10 protein-coding genes, 1 pseudogene and 1 riboswitch are annotated in these 15,442 nt (G+C 67.0%); of the genes and pseudogenes, 1 reads left to right on the top strand and 10 read right to left on the bottom strand.

The features are described from left to right. Positions 1–43: 43 nt before the first annotated feature. From thiE to PL79_RS35750, 4 genes are read right to left on the bottom strand one after another with little or no spacing between them, the layout of a single operon-like run. Positions 44–1,168 carry a thiamine phosphate synthase gene (gene thiE / locus PL79_RS35735; RefSeq protein WP_044845967.1) on the bottom strand — a complete coding sequence of 375 codons (1,125 nt, stop codon included), beginning with the start codon at positions 1,166–1,168 and terminating at the stop codon, positions 44–46. Continuing rightward, positions 1,165–1,980: a thiazole synthase gene (locus tag PL79_RS35740; RefSeq protein WP_044845968.1), complete on the bottom strand. Its 816-nt coding sequence runs from the start codon at positions 1,978–1,980 to the stop codon at positions 1,165–1,167. Before PL79_RS35740 ends, thiE begins: the two co-directional genes overlap by 4 nt. 38 nt (positions 1,981–2,018) lie before the next feature. Continuing rightward, positions 2,019–2,216: a sulfur carrier protein ThiS gene (gene thiS, locus PL79_RS35745; RefSeq protein ID WP_014898319.1), complete on the bottom strand. Its 198-nt coding sequence runs from the start codon at positions 2,214–2,216 to the stop codon at positions 2,019–2,021. A gap of 32 nt (positions 2,217–2,248) precedes the next feature. Further along, positions 2,249–3,385, bottom strand: coding sequence for an FAD-dependent oxidoreductase (locus PL79_RS35750; protein WP_044845969.1), 1,137 nt, complete (start codon positions 3,383–3,385; stop codon positions 2,249–2,251). A gap of 234 nt (positions 3,386–3,619) precedes the next feature. Then, positions 3,620–3,743, bottom strand: a riboswitch (TPP riboswitch). A gap of 268 nt (positions 3,744–4,011) precedes the next feature. Between PL79_RS35750 and PL79_RS35755 the strand changes: the two genes are divergently transcribed. After that, positions 4,012–5,781 (top strand): ABC transporter ATP-binding protein/permease, encoded by a 1,770-nt coding sequence (locus tag PL79_RS35755; RefSeq protein ID WP_044845970.1) that lies wholly within the window; start codon positions 4,012–4,014, stop codon positions 5,779–5,781. Positions 5,782–5,950: 169 nt separating this feature from the next. On the opposite strand, the gene thpR is transcribed toward PL79_RS35755, so the two are convergent. From thpR to PL79_RS35790, 6 genes and pseudogenes are all read right to left on the bottom strand, one after another. Then, positions 5,951–6,499 (bottom strand): RNA 2',3'-cyclic phosphodiesterase, encoded by a 549-nt coding sequence (gene thpR, locus PL79_RS35760; protein ID WP_044845971.1) that lies wholly within the window; start codon positions 6,497–6,499, stop codon positions 5,951–5,953. Between the two features lie 113 nt (positions 6,500–6,612). Beyond that, positions 6,613–6,798, bottom strand: a pseudogene (locus tag PL79_RS35765) (alanine:cation symporter family protein); the annotation flags it as partial. Between the two features lie 554 nt (positions 6,799–7,352). Beyond that, entirely contained in the window at positions 7,353–7,886 is a 534-nt protein-coding gene (locus PL79_RS35770) for an RICIN domain-containing protein (protein ID WP_052664703.1), read from the bottom strand. A gap of 209 nt (positions 7,887–8,095) precedes the next feature. Next, entirely contained in the window at positions 8,096–9,562 is a 1,467-nt protein-coding gene (locus PL79_RS35775) for a glutamate synthase subunit beta (protein WP_044845973.1), read from the bottom strand. 85 nt (positions 9,563–9,647) lie between these two features. Continuing rightward, the gene (locus PL79_RS35780; protein WP_044845974.1) at positions 9,648–14,351 is read right to left on the bottom strand and encodes a glutamate synthase-related protein; all 4,704 of its coding nucleotides are present in this window, start codon (positions 14,349–14,351) and stop codon (positions 9,648–9,650) included. Positions 14,352–14,639: 288 nt separating this feature from the next. Next, entirely contained in the window at positions 14,640–15,353 is a 714-nt protein-coding gene (locus tag PL79_RS35790) for a transposase (RefSeq protein WP_006752972.1), read from the bottom strand. Positions 15,354–15,442: the final 89 nt, after the last annotated feature.

Consider the following 15,442-nt stretch of genomic DNA (forward strand, 5'->3'; position numbering starts at 1 on the left):
CCTGCATTGGAATGATGTCGTGACGCCGTTCCGGGCCCTGCGGTCAATGATTGTCAAATTGTCGGGCAAAGCATTGCTGCAACGCAACAATCGCCGCCCGATAATCGATCGCGCCCGTTACCGCACTGACGACCGCGACGCTGCCGACGCCCGTCGCCAGCACGTCCGGCAACGCGTTGAGCCCCACGCCGCCGATCGCGACGAGCGGCGCCCGCGCCCCCGCGAAGCGCGCATAGCGGGCAATCCTCGCCAGGCCCTGCGGCGGCGCCGCGACTGCCTTGGTCGCGGTCGCGTAGACGGGACCGAGCGCCAGATAGCTCGGGCGCTCGTGCAAGGCCCGCAACATCTCGTAATAACCGTGGCTCGACAGCCCGAGCCGCAGGCCGGCGCGCGCGATCGCGGCCAGATCGGCCGTTTCCAGATCCTCCTGGCCCAGATGTACGCCGTACGCACCCTCTTCTACTGCGATCTGCCAGTGATCGTTGATGAACACGCGCGCATCGGGATAGCGGCGCCCTGCCGCGACCGCGCGCGCGATTTCCCGGCGCAATGCGTCCGGCTCCGCGCCTTTCACGCGCAGCTGCACGGTCCGCGCGCCGCAATCCAGCACGCGCTCGACCCATTCGGCATCCGGGACGACCGGATACAGGCCCAGTTGCGCGGGGCACGGCGGGAATGCCGGCTCCGGCGCGGCGGCCAGGCCGGCGACACGCGGAAACCGTGCCGCGTCGACCGGCCACGCATCGGCATCGCGCGTTTCGTCGCCGTCGCGCCACGCCAGCGCGAGCACCAGCGCGTCGATCGGCGCGAAACCGCAGTCGAGGAACGCGGCGAGCGCCGCGATCCAGTCGTCGGCGAGCGGATGCGCGGCTTCCAGCGCGTGGCGCACGCCCGCGGCATGCAGCACGGCGCCGCGCTCGTCGAATTCGATCGCGACCGCATCCGGCGATGCGGGGCGCGATGCGGCCGACGCGCGCGCCTGCGCGGCACGGTCACCGGCCGACACGATCAGCACGTCGCCGTCGGCCGGCACGTCGGGCGCCACGACGCAGAGCCGCCACGGCGTCGTGCCGGCCGGCCAGTCGCCGAGGCGCGCGCGAATCCGCTCGGCCGCTTCGGCCAGCTCGTCGGCCGGCGGCCAGAAGGCATCGACGAAGCGCGCGCTCATGCGCCGCCCCCGTCCTGATGCCAGAACGGCATCCCGACGACCGGCGTGCTCGCATGCGCGGTCTCGCGCGCATCCATCGGCCCGGCGAGGTAGGCCGCACGGCCGGCCTCGACGCCCTGCGCGAACGCGCGCGCCATGATCTCCGGGTGCGTGGCCTGCGACACGGCCGTGTTCAGCAGCACGCCGTCGAAACCCCACTCCATCACCTGGCACGCGTGCGACGGCACCCCGAGCCCCGCGTCGACGATCAGCGGCACGTCCGGCAGCCGCTCGCGCAACACGCGCAGCCCGTACGGGTTCACGACGCCCTTGCCGGTGCCGATCGGCGCGCCCCACGGCATCAGCGCCTCGCAACCGACGTCGAGCAGGCGCCGGCCGATCACGAGATCCTCGGTGCAGTAAGGCAGCACCTTGAAGCCGTCCTTGACCAGTTGCGCGGCCGCCTCGATCAGCCCGACCGGGTCGGGCTGCAGCGTATAGTCGTCGCCGATCAGCTCGAGCTTGATCCATTCGGTGTCGAACACCTCGCGCGCCATGTGCGCGGTCGTCACCGCCTCGGCGACGGTCTGGCAGCCGGCCGTGTTCGGCAGCAACGGCACCGCGTGACGCTTGAGCAGGTCGAAGAAACCGGCCTCGGCGGTGCCGCCGGTCATCTGGCGGCGCAGCGCGACCGTCACCATCCCGGGGCGCGACGCGGCGATCGAGTCGGACAGCGACTGCAGCGACGGATAGCGCGACGTGCCGAGCAGCACGCGGCTTGCGAAGGTTTCGCCGTACAGCGTCAGCGCGTCGGCGGAAGTGAGGGACGTCATGTCGTTTTCCTGGAAGAGCGGGGGCGAACCGGCGGCGCTCAGCCGCCCGCGACGGGGTGCACCACGTCGAGCTTGTCGCCCGTCGCGAGCGCGCGCGCCGCATGCTGCGTGCGCGCGACGAAATTTCCGTTCAGCGCGACCGCGTACGGCGGACGCGCGCCGTACGCGGCGAGTGCGTCGGCCACCGTCGCGCCGTCGGGCAGCGTCAGCGTCTGTTGGTTGATCTGGATATCCATGAGGCTTGATCGAATTCGGTCGGCGGCGCGCGTCAGGCCGGCTGGCGCGCGTCGTCGCGGTGATGAAGGAGCGTCGGCCAGCGCGCGGCATCGCGCCACGCGGCGAACGCGTCGGCATCGGCGAACGTGCCGCCGAGCGCGGCCTGCGCGAACGCGACCGCCGCATGCGCGACTTCCGGCGCGATCATGAAGCCGTGCCGGTACAGGCCGTTGACGGCAAGCGTCGTCGCGCCGTCCCAGATCACCGCCGGGCGATGGTCGGGCAGCGTCGGGCGGCACTGCGCGTTGAGTTCGAGGATGCGTGCCTCGCCGAATGCCGGGTGCACGGAGAACGCCGCGCTCAGCAGTTCGAGCGCCGAGCGCACGCTGACGGGCGACATGTCCTCGCCCTCCACCTCGGTTGCGCCGATCACGTACAGGTCGTCCTGTTTCGGCGCGATGTACAGCGGATAGCGCGGATGCAGCAACCGCACGGGCCGCGTGAGCCCGATGCCGGGCGCATGCACGCGCGCGACCTCGCCGCGGATGCCGCGCAGCGCGGGCAGCGCGGATTTCGCGCCGAGCCCGCGGCAATCGATCGTGAAATGCGCGTCGGGCCGGTTCGCGTCGTCGATCGTCGCGTGCCAGTGCAGCTCGACGCCGCGTTGCGCGAGGCCCGCCGCGAGCGCGCGCAGCGCCTGCCGGTTGTCGAGCTGCCCTTCGCGCGGCAGCATCAGGCCGCGCGCGAAGCGCCCCGCGAGCGCGGGCTCGGCCGCGTCGACCTGCGCACCGGCCAGCGCGACGAAGCCGCCGTCGAACAGCTCGGCCGGCGCGTTCGCGCGCACGCGCCGCTCGAACAACGGCGCCTCGGCACGATCCGCGTGATGCCAGACGACGAGCGTGCCGTGCTGCTGGAAGAACACCGGTTCGGGCAGTTCCGCGAGCCATTGCGGCCAGCGCGCGAGCGATGCGGCGCCGAGCTCGGTGATCAGCAGCTCGGCACTCGCCGCCTCGGCGAGCGGCGCGAGCATCGCGGCCGCGACCCACGCGGCCGACTGCTCGCCGTCCGGCCCGCCGCGTTCGTACAGCGCGACGCGATGCCCGTCGCCCGCGAGCCGCCACGCGATCAGGCGGCCGACGAGGCCGCCGCCGAGTACCGCGAAATCCGGCCGGGAAGCATGGAGATTCATCGCGCCCCCTCCCCGCGAACCAGGCGGGCGCATGCGACGGACGTCGACGCGCGCACACGGTCCCGTGCAGACGCACGCGACAGCGGATCGGGAACAGCGCAAAAGACTGAAGATTGAGCGGTCATCATTCCTTCCGTAACGCGCGACGCGCGTACCCAAAAGGACGAAACCGGCAGCAAAGGCCGGCCGGGCGGGACTCGGGCGCTGACCATGTGGGATGGCGGCCAGCGCGGCCCGGCGGGATCAGAAACTTCCCTCGCCGGTATTACCCGGATCGGGTGCGAAGGGTCTTTCTCAGCCTCGCCGCGTTGCCCGGAACTGTCCGTCGGCCGCGCTCGAAGCACCCCTGTTTCGTCGTCGGCCATTAGACCATAAAAGCGGAAAGCGCCGCAAACTGTCCCCTTGCGGCAAATTCGCCGTCGCGCCGCGCCGCTCTGGCACAATGCCCGCAGGCCGGCCGCGCGAGCGGCCGGTTGCCGCGTCACCGCCGGCCTTAAGTGCCGTTTAAGACGCGCGGGCCACCATCCGGACGCCCGCCGTCAGTCGGCACCTCGTCCCGGCATGCCGTATCGCGGCGCGCGTCCGGCTCCGCCCGGCCCGCGCGCCGGCTACTCATCAGGAAGCACATGACCCAATCGATCGATCCCGTCCGCTCCGCCTCCGACGCGCCGCAGGACGAGCGCCCGGTATCCGCATGGAGCCTCATCAAGCCCTACTGGGTGTCGTCCGAATGGAAAGTCGCGTGGGGGCTGCTGGTCACGATCATCGCGATCAACCTCTGCGTGGTCTGGATCAACGTCAAGCTGAACAAGTGGAACGCGCAGTTCTACAACGCGCTGCAGTCGAAGGACGTCCACGACTTCCCGAACCTGCTGATGCAGTTCTCCGCGCTCGCGTTCGGCTTCATCATCCTCGCGGTGTACGGCCGCTACCTGCGCCAGATGCTCGGGTTCCGCTGGCGCCAGTGGCTGACCGACCGCTTTCTCGGCCAGTGGCTCGGCGATCGCGCGTTCTACCGGATCGAACGCGACCGCCTCGCCGACAACCCCGACCAGCGGATCACCGACGACCTCCAGTCGTTCGCGACGACGACGCTCGCGCTGTCGCTCGACCTGCTGTCGACGGTCGTCACGCTCGTGTCGTTCATCACGATCCTGTGGTCGCTCGCCGGCGCGCTGACGCTCTCGCTCGGCGCAACGCCGATCACGATCCCCGGCTACATGGTGTGGGCGGCCGCGCTGTACGCGGTGGTCGGCTCGCTGATCATCCAGAAGGTCGGTCACCCGCTCGTGTCGATCAACTACCAGCAGCAGCGCGTCGAGGCCGACTTCCGCTTCGGGCTGATCCGCGTGCGCGAGAACGCCGAGCAGATCGCGTTCTACGACGGCGAGAAAACCGAGACCGCCAACGCGCAGAGCCTGTTCACGCGCATTCGCGACAACTGGTGGCGCGTGATGAAGTACACGAAGCGCCTCACGTTCGTGCTGAGCTTCTACGGGCAGATCGCGATCATCTTCCCGCTCGTCGTCGCGGCGCCGCGCTATTTCGCCGGCGCGTTCTCGTTCGGCGTGCTGATGCAGATCTCGTCCGCGTTCGGCACCGTCAGCGATTCGTTTTCGTGGTTCATCAACAGTTACTCGACCCTCGTCGAATGGCGCGCCACCGTCAACCGTCTGCGTGAATTCAAGCGCGTGATGGGCACGTCTCACCTGAAGGAAAGCCTGTCGCCCGCGACCGAGCACGGCGGCATCAACCTGCACTACGTCGATGCCGCGAAGCTGTCGACGTCGTCGCTGAAGCTCGCGCTGCCGAACGGCAACGCGCTCGCGAACATCGGCAACGTGACGATCGAACCCGGCTCGCGCTGGCTCGTGATCGGCAAGTCGGGTTCCGGCAAGAGCACGTTCATGCGCGCGCTCGCGGGCCTCTGGCCGTTCGGCGACGGCGCGATCGACGCGCCGGTCGGCGCGCGGATGATGTTCGTGCCGCAGACGAGTTACCTGCCGATCGGCACGCTGAAAGCAGCGCTCACGTATCCGGCCGCGCCCGACACGTTCACCGACGACGCGTGCCGCGACGCGCTGCGCGCGTGCCGCCTCGAAGACTACGTCGAGCGCCTCGGCGAGACCGGCCACTGGACGCGCGTGCTGTCGCCGGGCGAACAGCAGCGTCTCGCCGGCGCGCGCGTGCTGCTGCACAAGCCGGACTTCCTGTTCCTCGACGAAGCGACGAGCGCGCTCGACGCCGACAACGAAGCGCGGCTCTACCACCTGTTCGCCGAACGGCTGCCGAAGGCAGCGATCGTCAGCATCGCGCACCGCGAGTCGCTGGCCGCGTTCCACGTCGGCACGATCAACGTCGAACGCGTGAACGACAGCGACAAGGTCGCCGCGTAACCGCACAACAGAAGGCCGGCGCATGCCGCGCCGGCCTTCTCTTCCGCGTCCTTCCCGTCTTCCCGTCTTCCCGTCTTCCCGTCTTCCCGCCTTCCCGCCTTCCCGCCTTCCCGCCTTCCCGTCTTCCCGTCTTCCCGTCTTCCCGTCTTCCCGTCTTCCCGCCTTCCCGCTACGCCGGCACGATCGGCACCGACACGATCGGCACATGCGACACGCCGTCGTGCGACAACCGGCTTTCAAATAGCGTCAGCGCGACGAAACGCAGCGCAACCGGCCGCCCGGTCGCGCCGCCGTGCGCGGGCTGCCCGTCCGCGTCGCGCGGCAGCCGCGCGAGCGTGACGTGCGGCCGGAACGGCCGGCGGTCGGCCGGCACGCCCAGCTCGCGCAGCAGCGAGGACAACTCGGCATTCAGCGCCGCACAGGCGGGATCGGGCGCGAGTTCCGCGACGATCAGCCTCGCGCGCGGCAGGCTCGGCCACCATGCAATCCGCTCGACCGGCTGCAACGGCAAAGCATGCGCGGCCGCGAGCGCCGGCAGGCGTGCGGCCAGCGCGTCGCAACGCGCGCGTTCGATCGCGCCGATGAACGCGAGCGTCACGTGCAGTTGCGCGGGCAGCGTGCGCCGCGCGCCGCGGGTGACCGGCAGCGCGTGCAACGCATCGCGCGACGCCGTATCGGGCATCAGTGCGACGAACACACGGAGCCGGTCGCCGTTCATGACTCGCGCACCGCCACGCGTGCTTCGGCCACCACTTCGACAGGCGCCGCTCGCTGCGGCAGCGGGCCGTGCTCGCCCCACACGTCGGCCGGCAGCACGTGAGCGAGTTCGGGAACGAACGCCGACGACATCCCGACGAGCGCCGTCATCCACATCCGGAAGATCGCGCCCGCCCCGCCGACCGTCAGCGCGACCGCGACGCCGGCCATGTTGCCGGCGCCGGGCAGCAGTGCGATCAGCACGTCATTCCACAACACGCCGTTGGCGGCGTCGATCAACCCATGCACGAATGCCTCCATCCAGAGTCGTTGTAAATGGGGTCGTCATACGCGGCGGCCGTGCGAACGCGGCGAAGACAGTTCTCAATGGGTATTACAAAACGAAAGGCTTCGAAATCGCGAAACGAAACATCAACGCCCGATGTGATCAGGTTAGGCGACGCTTCGGGAAGATGCGGGACGCGCAACGGGGGGAGCGAGCGGCGCATGCATGCCTGGAACTCGTGTGTGCCGCGAAGCCACGCACTTCGTCACGCGGAGTGGTTGGCGCGGCGCCAAGTAGCGATCCAGTCCGAAAATAGCGCGGTGGGCGATTCGCGGCTTTTCGCACCGGAAAACGTTCGCAATAGCGGAGCGCCAAATAGAAATCACGACGAAAAACAGAACCCGCCATTGAACCGGCTTTTCATGCCATCCGATTAGCCATGGAAAATTTCTCAAAACGCGAGCATGCCAAAGCAGAAATTAATGCGGCGAACCGAAGCGGTTTTCCAGGTCACGGCATTCGCGCACGGAATGGGCCGCCCCCCTTGCCGCCACGGGCACCACCTTCCCGTGGCGACAACGAACCGTTCTTATGCTCGTAGCGATTGCGGCGCTCTTTCGGCCACTGCCTGGAAGGCATGAACCGGCGTCCATTGCTGTGCGTGGGTCCCGTTGTAGGGGAATGCCCAGACGAGGTTGTTCGCTTGCAGGCTATCGTAATGGTCGTCGATCACGAGGCCGGTGTTGGCGAGGGACGTAATATATCCCGGGCGAATCGAAATGCTCCAGCGCTGCGACGGCGCCCCCGTGAACGGACGCAGGACCAGCGGCGTCTCGGGCGCGACCTTCCCGTCTGCGAAGTCGACCGCCAGCTTGCCGCCGCCGTTCGAATCGCTGAAATCCAGAATGATGCAACCGTGGGTGGGATCGTAGTCCCACAGGGTCTGCACATTCGGGTCGGTGAAGTAGCGCAGTTGTACCGGGGCATTGGGGCCGATCACGCTGCCGTTGGTATTGTTCTGGGCAACACCGAGGACGCGCGTGGGGTCTTGCGTAAACTGAAACGACATCGATATATACGCCATGATTTTCTCCAAAAAGTATGAAAACCAGACCTTTTTCATGCACCTGAATTAATCAGGCGAAAATCACTATAGGCGGCGATAGACCGCGATTCAATCTCTACCTCAATATATCGTTTGATATTTTTGTTTTTATAAATTGTCGATTTAATTGCTGCTTTATTGATTGCCGGCAGCGCTCGGCCCAATAAAAAAACCGGGCGCCCTTTCGGACGCCCGGTTTTCCTCGAAACCCGCTCGCGCGCTTCAGCTCAGCGCGGCAGTTCCGAATGCCCCATCAGGTACGCGTCGACCGAGCGCGCGCACTGGCGGCCTTCGCGGATCGCCCAGACGACGAGCGACTGGCCGCGACGCATGTCGCCTGCCGCGAACACCTTGTCGACCGACGTGTAGTACGAGCGATCGCCTTCGGTCGCCGCGCGCGCGTTGCCGCGTGCATCCTTCGCGACGCCGAATGCCTCGAGCACGGTGGCTGCCGGCTGCGTGAAGCCCATCGCGAGCAGCACCAGGTCGGCCTTCATCTCGAACTCGGAGCCCGGCACTTCCTGCATCTTGCCGTCCTTCCACTCGACGCGCACCGCGATCAGCTTCTCGACCTTGCCGTTCTTGCCTTCGAGACGCTTGGTCGCGACCGCCCAGTCACGCTCGCAGCCTTCCTCGTGCGACGACGACGTGCGCAGCTTGATCGGCCAGTACGGCCACACGAGCGGCTTGTTTTCCTCTTCCGGCGGCTGCGGCAGCAGCTCGAACTGCGTGACCTGCTTCGCGCCGTGACGGTTCGACGTGCCGACGCAGTCCGAACCCGTATCGCCACCGCCGATCACGATCACGTGCTTGCCCTTCGCGAGCAGCTGGTCGGCGAGCTTGTCGCCCGCGTTCACGCGGTTCTGCTGCGGCAGGAAGTCCATCGCGAAATGCACGCCCGCGAGTTCGCGGCCCGGCACCGGCAGGTCGCGCGGCGTTTCCGAACCGCCCGCGATCACGACCGCGTCGAATTCTTCCTTCAGCGTGTCCGGCGAAATGGTTTCCTTCGCGAGGCTGCCGATCGACTCGGGCAGCGGATCCTTGCCGATGAACACGCTGGTGCGGAACGTCACGCCTTCCGCTTCCATCTGGCGCATGCGGCGATCGATCAGCCACTTCTCGAGCTTGAAGTCGGGGATCCCGTAACGCAGCAGGCCGCCGACGCGATCGTTCTTCTCGAACACCGTCACGTCGTGGCCGGCACGCGCGAGCTGCTGCGCGGCGGCGAGGCCCGCGGGGCCCGAACCGACGACCGCGACTTTCTTGCCGGTCTTGTGTTCGGCCGGCAGCGGCTTCACCCAGCCTTCGGCCCAGGCCTTGTCGATGATCGCGTGCTCGATCGACTTGATGCCGACCGGATCGTTGTTGATCCCGAGCGTGCAGGCTGCCTCGCACGGCGCCGGGCAGATGCGGCCCGTGAACTCGGGGAAGTTGTTGGTCGAATGCAGGACTTCGATCGCCTGCTGCCAGTCCTGGCGGTAAACGAGATCGTTGAAGTCCGGAATGATGTTGTTGACCGGGCAGCCGTTGTTGCAGAACGGGATGCCGCAGTCCATGCAGCGTGCGCCCTGGACCTTCGCGTCCGCGTCGGTCAGCGCCGCGACGAATTCCTTGTAGTGCTTCACGCGCGTGAGCGGTGCTTCGTACGCCTCGTGGCGGCGTTCGAACTCCAGAAAACCGGTTGCCTTGCCCATAAGGTGCTCTTCTGTTCGGTGTATCGGGTGGGGGAGCCGCGCGCGGCCGTCAGGCGCGCGCGGCATTCGCTATGTCGTTCGTCGCTCAGGCGGCCAGCACTTCCTTCGCCGCCTTCTTCGCACCGATCTCGCCCAGCGCGCGCTTGTATTCGTGCGGGAACACCTTCACGAACTGGCGGCGCGCCGCGTCCCAGTTTTCCAGCAGCGACTTCGCGCGCGGCGAACCCGTGAACTGGAAATGACGCTCGACGAGCCCCTTGAGCAGCGCTTCGTCCGTCGTGCCCGCATGCCAGAGCGCGCGGTCGACCGTGCGCTCCTGCTCGGCCTGCTGCAGCACCGGCTCGAGCGCGACCATCGACTTGTTGCACTTCGCCGCGAACGTGCCTTCCGGATCGTAGATGTACGCGAGACCGCCCGACATGCCGGCCGCGAAGTTGCGCCCGGTTTCGCCGAGCACGACGACCGTGCCGCCCGTCATGTATTCGCAACCGTGGTCGCCCGTGCCTTCGACGACCGCCGTCGCGCCCGAGTTACGGACGCAGAAGCGTTCGCCCGCGACGCCGCGGAAGAACGATTCGCCTTCGATCGCGCCGTACATCACCGTGTTGCCGCAGATGATGTTTTCCTCGGACTTGCCGCGGAAGTCGTTGGTCGGACGGATGATGATCCGGCCGCCCGACAGGCCCTTGCCGACGTAGTCGTTGCCGTCGCCGACGAGGTCGAGCGTCACGCCCTTCGCGAGGAACGCGCCGAAGCTCTGGCCGGCCGTGCCCTTCAGCTGGATGTGCACCGCGTCGTCGGCCAGGCCTTCGTGGCCGTGCTTCTTCGCGATCACGCCCGACAGCATCGCGCCGACCGTGCGGTTCACGTTGCGCACCGGCTGGATGAACGACACATGCTCGCCGTTCTCGATCGCGGCCTTCGCTTTCTCGATCAGCACGTGGTCGAGCGCGCGCTCGAGGCCGTGATCCTGCACGTCGACGTGACGCGGCGCGACGTCCTCGCACTCTTCCGGCTGGTAGAACACGCGCGAGAAGTCGAGGCCCTTCGCCTTCCAGTGCTCGATGCCCTTGCGCGTATCGAGCAGGTCGGCACGGCCGATCAGGTCGTCGAACTTCGCGACGCCGAGCTGCGCCATGATCTCGCGCACTTCCTCGGCGACGAAGAAGAAGTAGTTCACGACGTGCTCGGGCTGGCCCTTGAACTTCGCACGCAGCACCGGATCCTGCGTCGCGACGCCGACCGGGCACGTGTTCAGGTGGCACTTGCGCATCATGATGCAGCCTTCGACGACGAGCGGTGCCGTCGCGAAGCCGAATTCGTCCGCGCCGAGCAGCGCGCCGATCACGACGTCGCGGCCCGTCTTCATCTGGCCGTCGGCCTGCACGCGGATGCGGCCGCGCAGGCGGTTCAGCACCAGCGTCTGCTGCGTTTCGGCGAGGCCGAGTTCCCACGGCGTGCCCGCATGCTTGACCGACGACAGCGGCGACGCGCCCGTGCCGCCGTCATGGCCGGCGATCACGACGTGGTCGGCCTTCGCCTTCGCGACACCGGCCGCGACCGTGCCGACGCCGACTTCCGACACCAGCTTCACCGAGATGCTCGAGCTCGGGTTCACGTTCTTCAGGTCGTGGATCAGCTGCGCCAGATCCTCGATCGAGTAGATGTCATGGTGCGGCGGCGGCGAGATCAGGCCGACGCCCGGCACCGAGTAGCGCAGCTTGCCGATGTATTCGGACACCTTGTGGCCCGGCAGCTGGCCGCCTTCGCCCGGCTTCGCGCCCTGCGCCATCTTGATCTGGATCTGGTCGGCCGATGCCAGGTACTCGGCGGTGACGCCGAAGCGGCCCGACGCGACCTGCTTGATCTTCGAGCGCAGCGAATCGCCATCCTTCAGCGGAATGTCGCTGACGATCTCGTCGCCGATCACCGACTTCAGCGTCTCGCCCGACTTGATCGGAATGCCGCGCAGTTCGTTGCGGTAGCGCTTCTCGTCCTCGCCGCCTTCGCCGGTGTTCGACTTGCCGCCGATCCGGTTCATCGCGATCGCGAGCGTCGCGTGCGCTTCCGTGCTGATCGAACCGAGCGACATCGCGCCCGTCGCGAAGCGCTTCACGATGTCCTTCGCCGGTTCGACGTTTTCGATCGGGATCGCCTTGGTCGGCTCGACCTTGAACTCGAACAGGCCGCGGAACGTCATGTGACGCTTGGTCTGGTCGTTGATCAGGTGCGCGTACTCCTTGTAGGTCTGGTACGAGTTGCTGCGCGTCGCGTGCTGGAGCTTCGCGATCGAGTCCGGCGTCCACATGTGGTCTTCGCCGCGCACGCGATACGCGTACTCGCCGCCCGCGTCGAGCATGTCGCGCAGGACCGGGTTGTCGCCGAACGCATCGCGGTGCAGGCGGATCGCTTCTTCCGCGACTTCGAACAGGCCGATGCCGCCGACCTTCGAGGCCGTGCCCTTGAAGTACTTCTCGACGAGGTCGCTCGACAGGCCGAGCGCTTCGAAGATCTGCGCGCCCGTGTACGACATGTACGTCGAGATGCCCATCTTCGACATCACCTTCTGCAGGCCCTTGCCGACCGCCTTCGTGAAGTTGTAGACGGCCTTCTCCGGCGACAGGTCGCCCGACAGGCCTTCGGCCATCTTCGCGAGCGTTTCCATCGCGAGGTACGGGTGCACGGCTTCCGCGCCGTAGCCCGCGAGCAGCGCGAAGTGGTGCGTCTCGCGTGCGGAGCCCGTCTCGACGACGAGGCCCGTGCTCGTGCGCAGCCCTTGCTGGACGAGGTGCGAGTGGATCGCCGACGTGGCGAGCAGCGCCGGAATCGCGACGTGCTCGGCGTCCGTCTTGCGGTCCGACACGATCAGCATGTTGTAGCCCGACTTCACCGCGTCGACGGCTTCAGCGCACAGCGACGCGAGGCGCGCCTCGATGCCTTCCTTGCCCCATGCGACCGGGTAGCAGATGTTCAGTTCGTACGCGCTGAACTTGCCGCCCGTGTACTGGTCGATCGCGCGGATCTTCGCGATGTCCTTGAAGTCGAGCACCGGCTGCGACACTTCGAGACGCATCGGCGGGTTGATGTTGTTCGTGTCGAGCAGGTTCGGCTTCGGGCCGATGAACGACACGAGCGACATCACCATGTTCTCGCGGATCGGGTCGATCGGCGGGTTCGTGACCTGCGCGAACAGCTGCTTGAAGTAGTGATAGAGCGTCTTGTTCTTGTTCGACATCACCGCGAGCGGCGAGTCGTTGCCCATCGAACCGACGGCCTCTTCGCCCTGCTGCGCCATCGGTGCCATCAGGAACTTCAGGTCTTCCTGCGTATAGCCGAACGCCTGCTGGCGGTCGAGCAGCGCGGCACCCTGCGTGCGGCCGGCCGCGACGTCCTCGGCCTTCGGCTCGATCTCGTCGAGCTTGATGCGCACGGCGTCGATCCAGCTCTTGTACGGCTTCGCGTTCGCGAGGTTGTCCTTGAGCTCCTTGTCGTCGATGATGCGGCCGTGTTCCATGTCGATCAGGAACATCTTGCCCGGCTGCAGGCGCCACTTCTTGACGATCTTCGATTCGGGGATCTGCAGCGTGCCGGCTTCCGACGCCATGATGACGAGGTCGTCGTCGGTCACGATGTAGCGCGCCGGGCGCAGGCCGTTACGGTCGAGCGTCGCGCCGATCTGGCGGCCGTCCGTGAACGCGATCGCGGCGGGGCCGTCCCACGGCTCCATCATCGCGGCGTGGTATTCGTAGAACGCGCGGCGGTTCTCGTCCATCAGCGTGTGCTGTTCCCAGGCTTCCGGGATCATCATCATCACCGCGTGCACGAGCGGGTAGCCGGCCATCACCAGCAGTTCGAGACAGTTGTCGAACGATGCGGTGTCCGACTGGCCCGGGTAGATCAGCGGCCACAGCTTCGGCAGGTCGTCGCCGAGCACGTGCGACGCGATCGCGCCGGTACGCGCGTTCAGCCAGTTCACGTTGCCCTTCACGGTGTTGATCTCGCCGTTGTGCGCGATCATCCGGTACGGGTGCGCCAGCTCCCAGGCCGGGAACGTGTTGGTCGAGAAGCGCTGGTGCACGAGTGCGAGCGCCGACACGACGCGCGCGTCCTGCAGGTCGCGGTAGTACACGCCGACCTGGCCCGCGAGCAGCAGCCCCTTGTAGACGATCGTGCGCGCCGACATCGACGGCACGAAGTATTCCTTGCCGTGCTTGAGCTTCAGCGCCTGGATGCGGTGGCTCGCGGTCTTGCGGATCACGTACAGCTTCCGCTCGAGCGCGTCCGTCACCATGATGTCCTTGCCGCGGCCGATGAAGATCTGGCGGATCAGCGGCTCGCTCGCCTTGACCGTCGGCGAGATCGGCATCGTATGGTCGACCGGCACGTCGCGCCAGCCGAGCACGACCTGCCCTTCTGCCCGCACCGTCCGCTCGAGCTCCTGCTCGCACGCGAGACGCGATGCGTTTTCCTTCGGCAGGAAGATCATGCCGACCCCATATTCGCCGGCCGGCGGCAGCGTCACGCCCTGCTTCGACATTTCCTCGCGATAGAACGCGTCCGGAATCTGGATCAGGATGCCGGCGCCGTCGCCCATCAGCGGGTCGGCACCGACCGCACCGCGGTGATCGAGGTTCTCGAGGATCTTCAGACCCTGCTGGATGATCTCGTGGCTCTTCTTGCCCTTGATGTGAGCGACGAAGCCGACGCCGCAGGCGTCGTGTTCGTTTTGCGGGTCGTACAGACCTTGTGCGGCGGGCACCGCGGCGAGCGGCTGCTGGTGGTCGTTCATGGGGACACCGTCGTAAAGGGGCCTCGAGGGCCGTTGAACCATTTTTTGTTGCCGTCGATCCCGCTCCCGACGGGAGACGGCACGGCCGACAGTGGTTGGGCGAGCTTCACCCGGGCCACCGGAATTCGGAATATACGCGACGAATCAAAGGAATAGCAACAAAAACCGCTTGATCGAACCCCATTTAAACCAATGCTCGGATCTGGTGCCGTTTTATTGGGGCCGTATCGTTTTGGTGCAAAAAGAAGCGGCGCCCGCAGCGCCGCCTCGTGATCCGCCTTTCCCGCGTTACTGCTGGATCGGCGGCGTGTTTTCACGCACCTTTCTGGGGCGTCCGCGCGGCAGCGGCGACACGCGGCGGTTCGCCGTGCGCGCCGCCCACTCGCGGTAGTTCTCGCCGCCGAGCACCCAGCCCTTCAGCGTCGCCTGCTGGAGCTGATCGGCCTGCCGCTCGTCGAGCGGCTGCTCGCACAGCTCCTTGTACGCGCGCTGACGGTCGAACGGCGTGTTGCCGAGCGCCCAGTAGAGCGGATGGTCGGTGATCAGGCTGTCGACGGTGAGCCCGACGTGGTGCCGGTAGCTCGACCAGCGATAGGCGTCGGGCGTCGCGACCAGCTGCGCGCGCACCGGGCTCATCTCGACCACGCGGCTCGCGAGCAGGAAATAGCGCTCGCCTTCGATCACGGTCGCGCGATAGCGGCCTTCCCACAGGGTGCCGCGCCGCGAATAGCGCCGGTTGAAATGCGCGACGTAGCGGCGGCCGACCGCCTGCATCGCCTTCGGCAGGCTCGCCTCGTCGCTCGGCGTCACGAGGAGCTGCACCTGACGCGGCAGCAGCACGTAGGCATGCACCGAAAGATGGTGATCGCGTGCCGCGGCCTTCAGACAATCGATGAAGAGTTCGTAGTCCTGGTCGTCGACAAACGCGGGTTGCTGATCCAGGCCGCGCAGTATCACGTGCTGCGGCTGGTCGGGAACGTAGAGTCGTGCTAACCGTGCCATGCTGAATGTCCGTTTGAACGCGTTAGGAAATACCCGAAGGTCCGAAAATGCGCACCTGCGTAGAATGCCTGTCCTGGCGGGGCGCGGAA

It is taken from the genome of Burkholderia sp. USMB20, from assembly GCF_000949135.2.
Classification (GTDB): domain Bacteria; phylum Pseudomonadota; class Gammaproteobacteria; order Burkholderiales; family Burkholderiaceae; genus Burkholderia.

Bases quoted from the DNA above. Each gene is read 5' to 3' on its own strand.
- thiE (WP_044845967.1), bottom strand. From the start codon at position 1,168: ATGAGCGCGCGCTTCGTCGATGCCTTCTGGCCGCCGGCCGACGAGCTG.
- PL79_RS35740 (WP_044845968.1), bottom strand. From the start codon at position 1,980: ATGACGTCCCTCACTTCCGCCGACGCGCTGACGCTGTACGGCGAAACC.
- thiS (WP_014898319.1), bottom strand. From the start codon at position 2,216: ATGGATATCCAGATCAACCAACAGACGCTGACGCTGCCCGACGGCGCG.
- PL79_RS35750 (WP_044845969.1), bottom strand. From the start codon at position 3,385: ATGAATCTCCATGCTTCCCGGCCGGATTTCGCGGTACTCGGCGGCGGC.
- PL79_RS35755 (WP_044845970.1), top strand. From the start codon at position 4,012: ATGACCCAATCGATCGATCCCGTCCGCTCCGCCTCCGACGCGCCGCAG.
- thpR (WP_044845971.1), bottom strand. From the start codon at position 6,499: ATGAACGGCGACCGGCTCCGTGTGTTCGTCGCACTGATGCCCGATACG.
- PL79_RS35770 (WP_052664703.1), bottom strand. From the start codon at position 7,886: ATGAAAAAGGTCTGGTTTTCATACTTTTTGGAGAAAATCATGGCGTAT.
- PL79_RS35775 (WP_044845973.1), bottom strand. From the start codon at position 9,562: ATGGGCAAGGCAACCGGTTTTCTGGAGTTCGAACGCCGCCACGAGGCG.
- PL79_RS35780 (WP_044845974.1), bottom strand. From the start codon at position 14,351: ATGAACGACCACCAGCAGCCGCTCGCCGCGGTGCCCGCCGCACAAGGT.
- PL79_RS35790 (WP_006752972.1), bottom strand. From the start codon at position 15,353: ATGGCACGGTTAGCACGACTCTACGTTCCCGACCAGCCGCAGCACGTG.